The sequence below is a fragment of the Chamaesiphon sp. genome, assembly GCF_041737865.1.
Taxonomy (GTDB): domain Bacteria; phylum Cyanobacteriota; class Cyanobacteriia; order Cyanobacteriales; family Chamaesiphonaceae; genus Chamaesiphon.
Map to the genome: position 1 here is coordinate 1 of NZ_JBGSQZ010000175.1, position 6,221 is coordinate 6,221.

A 6,221-nucleotide genomic window follows, 5' to 3' on the forward strand; every position below is an offset into this window, starting at 1 on the left:
ACTGGTGTCAACTTGATGAAACAAATCATGATTCGTCTTGGTGCTCGACTGTTGGCACGGACCAAACAAAGAGACCGCACTGCCGTTCGAGTTTGAAATGGTATCCAGCTTTGAGGACATCCCCAACAATCCCACTACCATCTCTAGCGAACGCTCGACACAAATCCCCACCAGGACTTCAGGTTTGACACCTAAAGTTTGCAGGTAATGAGCCAGTTGATTGGCGCGTTGATTCAACTGTCGGTAGGTTAATTCTTGCTCTTCAAAGACTACCGCAATAGCATCTGGTGTTTTCGATACTTGCTCCTCAAGTAACTGATGAATACATTTGTCTCGGGGATAATTTGTCTGAGTATCGTTCCAGTCAAACAGTAACTGTTGGTGTTCAGACTCACTCAACAAAGGTAGGTCGGCAATAGGCTGTTCTGGGTGGGCAACGATTCCAGTCAACAATGTTTGAAAATGACCAGCCATTCTGGCGATCGTGTCATTATCAAACAGATCGGTATTGTATTCCCAAGAGCAGATTAGTTCGTCGTTAATTTGTTCTAAAGATAACGTTAAATCTAATTTTGCGGTTTTGTGTTCTGGCGCTAAATTAGTCAGGGTTAAGTCAGCTAGCTCAATCTTAGATACTGGAGCATTTTGCAAAACAAAGGCTACTTGAAACAACGCCGAATGACTGGGTGTCCGCTCTAGTTGCAATACATCTACTAACATCTCAAAGGGTAAGTCTTGATGAGCATAGGCGGGCAAGACCATTGCTCGAACTCTGACCAATAACTCCTGGAAACTGGGATTTCCAGACAGATCGGTGCGTAAGACTAACGTATTAACAAAAAATCCGATTAAACCTTCTAGTTGACCGTGATGGCGATTGGCAATCACCGAACCGATTAAAATATCTGTCTGTCCAGTGTAGCGACCCAGCAACAGATCGAATGCGGCGAGTAGAGTCATAAATAGCGTAACTCCCTCCCGACGACTCAATAAATGGAGTGCCGACGTTAGCTCTGCTGGGATGGTAAAAATTTGCTCTGCGCCCCGAAAGGTTTGGATAGGGGGGCGTGGTCTGTCCGTGGGGAGTTCTAAAAAGGCTGGCGCATTAGCTAACTGTTGCTGCCAATAGGTGAGTTGTGGCTCTAAAGTCTCCCCTTGTAACCATTGTCTTTGCCAAACCGCAAAATCTACATACTGAATCTCTAATTCTGCCAGCGGTGAGGGTTTACCTTGCACAAACGCCTTATACAGTAATGCTATTTCTTCCACCAACACTCCCATCGACCAACCATCAAACACAATATGATGCACGGTTAGCAGTAAGATGTGCTCGGTTGCTGATGCGATAATCAAAGTTGCCCGAATCAGGGAATCTGTATTTAAGGCAAAAGGTTTCTCTGCTTCTACTGTCGCTAACTGCTGAATTTTTGCTTCTCGCTTGCTAGTTGGTAAATCTTGGAGATCGAGCGAGGTCATTTGCCAAGAACTGTTCTGCTGTATCACCTGTATAGGTTGACCATTGTGGCTGATGAAGTTAGTTCTTAGTGCCTCATGCCGCCGAATAATTTCCTGTAGAGTTCGCTCTAAGCTAGCAATGTCCAGTTGTCCTTTGAGCCTGATTGCTCCAGGCATATTATAAGTACTACTATTAGGCTCTAATTGATCGATAAACCACAATCGTTGTTGAGCAAAGGACAATGGCATTTCTCGATCGCGTGGGGCTGGCTGAATCTGGATTCGAGCAGAACTTGCTGTGTCCTGTAAAAAAGCCAGTATCTCCGCTTTGCGCTCTACCATTTCAGCCTTGATTGCAGGGCTGAGGGTTCCTTTCGGAGCTTTATAGCGCAACAGACCCCCTTCAACCCAAAGTTTTATGTCTTGGCGGCTTATGTCTAATAATAGTTCATCAATGGATTTCATAGAGTTCCCTCTTCTAAATCGTTGGTCGTTGAGGTAGTAGAATGATTTTGAAACGCTTGTAGTGTCGAGCTAATATTATCAATCTTTACTGCCAGGCTAGCCACAGTACTTGATTCAAACAAGTTCTTCAGCGGCAGCTTTACTTGAAATACCTCACTGATTTGAGAGTTAACTTGGGTAGCTAATAAGGAATGCCCTCCTAAGGCAAAGAAATTGTCGTGAATACTTATTTTTTCTACTTTGAGGATTTTACGCCAAATCTCAACCAAAACCTCTTCCGTGTGAGTGCGGGGAGGGACAAAATCTATTGAGGACATCGACGACATGTCTGGTTTTGGTAATGCCTGTCGATCTACTTTGCCATTGGGTGTCAACGGCAATGAATCTAAGCAAATTACTGCCCCTGGCACCATATAACTTGGGATTTTCTCTTTGACGAAGTCTTTGATTTCCGCACTACTGATTTCCGCTCCAGATTGTGTGATGACATAAGCCACCAAATACTTATTAGCGGAAATGTCTTCGAGATCGATCACCACTACTTGAGATACTTGTGGGTGCTGACTAATGACTGCTTCAATTTCTTCCAGTTCGACCCGAAAGCCGCGAATCTTCACTTGATGGTCGAGCCGTCCCAGGAATTCAATATTGCCGTCAGCTAGGTAACGCGCCAAATCTCCCGTTTTATATAGCCGTGCCGATTTGTCAGATGAGAAGGGATTTGGAACGAATTTCGCTTGGGTGAGTTCGGGACGATTTAAATATCCTCGGGCTAGTCCGTCGCCGCCGATGTGTAGTTCTCCAGTCACCCCAATCGCCACTGGCTGCATCTGGCGGTCGAGGACATAGACTTGGGTGTTGGCAATGGGACGACCAATCGGAATAGTTTTAGCTTCTTCAAGAACATCCGACACCAAGTACCAGGTACTGAAGGTCGTACTTTCTGTCGGACCATAAACATGGAGCAATCGCTGTGGTGGCTGATGCTTCAGTACTGCTTTGACGGCCGACACATCGACAGCTTCTCCCCCAAACATCAGGTTCTGCAATGAATTGAACGCTGATGGCACAGCATTAGCAATTTGATTGAATAAGGCAGTGGTTAGAAATAGCGTGCTGATTTTTTGTGATTGGATCGAGTTAGCTAACTGATGGGGTGATAACATCACATCCCGCTCGATCCCCACTAACTTCGCGCCATGCACTAGTGCTCCCCAAATCTCAAACGTGACAGCATCGAATGAAAAGTTTGATGCCAATCCAACTACATCTTGTTCTTGGAGATTAATGTAATTCGTGTTGACTATTAGACGGTTTACCCCTCGATGAGCCACACACACCCCTTTAGGTTGTCCGGTAGAACCAGACGTGTAGATGACATAAGCCAAATTATCTGTACCAACATCAGTCATCAGATTCTCCTGACAATGCTGCTGGATTGCCTCCCAATTCCTATCCAAGCAGACCATCCGTGCCGCATCAGCGGGCAGAACTGATAACAAGTTTTCTTGCGTTAACAAGACCTGTACCCCAGCATCAGACAACATATAGCTCAAGCGTTCTGCTGGATAACTGGGGTCGAGAGGTACATAAGCTCCACCCGCCTTGAGAATCCCCAATAATCCCACCACCATCTCTAGCGAACGCTCGACACAAATGCCCACTAGGACTTCGGGTTTGACTCCCAAAGTTTGCAGGTAATGAGCCAGTTGATTGGCGCGTTCATTTAACTGTTGATAGGTTAATTCTTGCTCTTCAAAGACCACCGCAATAGCATCTGGTGTTTTCGCTACTTGCTCCTCAAACAACTGATGAATACATCGATCTTTGGGATACTCCCGCTCGGTGTCATTCCAATCTACTAACAACTGATGGCGTTCGGCCTCACTCAGCAAAGGCAATTCACCTAGTGTTTGGTGGGGATTGGTGGCAATAGCAGAGAAAATTGTTTGCAAATGTCCCAACATCCGCTCGATTGTATCTTCAGCAAATCGAACTAGATCGTAATTAATTTTTACTAACAGCTCATGCCCTGGCACCGCAATCACAGTCAGTGGAAAATTAGTCTGTTCATAACCCACAATCTCGCCGACCTGTAACGAACCAGTATTATGAGCTAAAGAACGATCCATGGGATAATTCTCAAACACCACAATACTCTCAAATAAAGGGATTCCGCCAACTATCTCGCTCAGAGATTGAATCTCGACAAGTGGAGTATAAGAGTATTGTTGTAATTCCAACATCAACTGTTGTATTTGTTTGAGCCAAGAGATGAGTTGTTGTTCGGGGGATATTTGCAACCGTAAAGGGAGAGTATTGATAAATAATCCCACCATATTTTCTACCCCAGACAAACTAGCCGGACGACCAGAAACCGTCACCCCGAACAGGATATCTTGCTCACCGCTATAACGACTTAAAAGTAGACCCCAAGCAGCTTGAATAACGGTTGATAGCGTTACATGCCACTGTTGCGCCAGAGCTTGCAATTTACCACTGACATCGGCAGATAACCGAAATTCCAGTTCTCGGTAATTTGAGTCTGGCTGTAGAGACTGATGTGGAGTCAGCGCGACGACCAGAGAGGTAGGCGCACTGAAGCCTTGTAACATCTGTCGCCAAAAATCAGTCGAGGCGGCTCGGTCTTGAGCAGTCAACCAAGTAATATAATCCTGATAGGGTGTTGGAGATGGCAGATAACAAGTTTTACTACTAACTTCAGCATCATAGAAACTTAAAACCTCTTTAAAGATAATTGGCAAGCACCATCCATCTAATAAAATATGGTGAAAGCTCCAGACAAACTGGTAAGTATCATGAGTAAGTTGTATTAACGTACACCCCATCAATGGTGCTCGATCAAACTGAAAACCCTGCCCTCTTTGTGCGTGCAACAGCTCCGATAATTGCTGTTGTTGTGTTGCAGGGGATAACAACAACCAATCTAGATTAGTCCAACGTAGCTCCACCTGTTTTAATACTATTTGGAGTGGAATGGGGCGATTTTCCCAGATAAATAACGTCCGGAGAATTGAATATCGATCTATCACTGTTTGCCAAGCAGATTTGAAAGCCTCAACATTGACATCTCCTATTAATGTCAAGGTCATTTGCTCGACATAGACTCCACTTTGTGGCGCATATAAACTATGAAATAGCATCCCCTGTTGCATCGGCGACAATGGGTAAATTGCTTCGATATTTTTAGCGGAAATGGGAGCTACTAATTCATCAAGTTCTGATTGTTCTAATTGTGCTTTAGGAAAATCAGATGGTGTATGTCCACCAGCATCCTCAGACTGACAATGTTCGATTAAGACTGTGAGATTTTGCAGGTAGCTTTGTGCTAAATCTGAGATCGTCTCTCGCTGATGAACTTGACTACTGTAAGTCCAGTCAATTTGTAATTCCCCTCTTATCACCAGACAATTAAGATCTAATCGATGCTCCCAATTTTGAAGTGGACTCCGTTGTTGTCCAGTGGCTTCAGGGGTAAATTTCCAGCCTGTTGCCGATTCAACTTGGTCGAATTGTCCGAGATAGTTAAAACCGATTTCTGGAGAGGGAATGCGCTGTAGTTGTTGTTTAACTTCTTCATCCGCACACAAGTATCGCAAAATCCCGTAGCCAATTCCCCGCTGCGGAATTGTCCGTAATTGTTCTTTGATCGCTTTGATCGCTGTGGCTGGTGAGTTTGATGACGGGAGTTGTAGTAAGACGGGAAATAAACTAGTAAACCAACCCACCGTCCTTGATAAGTCTACATCTTCAAATAGTTCTTCTCGTCCATGTCCCTCTAGATCGATCGGGACTGCGGCATTCCCCGTCCACTGGGCTAGGGTCATGGCTAATCCAGTTAGTAGCAGATCGTTAATTTGGGTGTTGTAAGCTTCATGGACTGAACCTAATAGTTTGTGGGTGGCGGTGGCACTCAAGGTTACGGTCACTGAATTAGTACTACCGATCGTGTTGTCGGCGGTCTGACTATTTAGATCTATGGGGATGGGGGTGGCTTGCTCCCAAGGTTGGTTGAGCCAATAGTCTAACTCCGATTTGAGTAGTTCTGATTGGGCATGATGATATAATTTTTCTGCCCAATCAATAAATGCTGTGGTTTTCGGACTGAGTTGAATTGGTTGTTGTGTGGTTAATTGTTGATAAATTGTTTCGAGGTCTGATAATAAAATCCGCCAGCTCACTCCATCTACCGCTAGGTGATGAATTACAATCAATAACCGTCCCTCCCGCTGATGTCCCAAGTCAAACATCACTATTTGCATGATGGGTCCGGTTGACAG

General features: G+C 44.8%; 2 protein-coding genes. Both read right to left on the reverse strand.

All coding sequences use genetic code 11. The annotated features are described in order from the left end of the window. A partial coding sequence (locus tag ACEW9J_RS13175) for a condensation domain-containing protein (RefSeq protein WP_373545575.1) occupies nucleotides 1-1,920 on the reverse strand: 1,920 nt, incomplete at its 3' end. Continuing rightward, nucleotides 1,917-6,221 (reverse strand): amino acid adenylation domain-containing protein, encoded by a 4,305-nt coding sequence (locus ACEW9J_RS13180; protein ID WP_373545576.1) that lies wholly within the window; start codon nucleotides 6,219-6,221, stop codon nucleotides 1,917-1,919. The genes ACEW9J_RS13175 and ACEW9J_RS13180, both read right to left, overlap by 4 nt.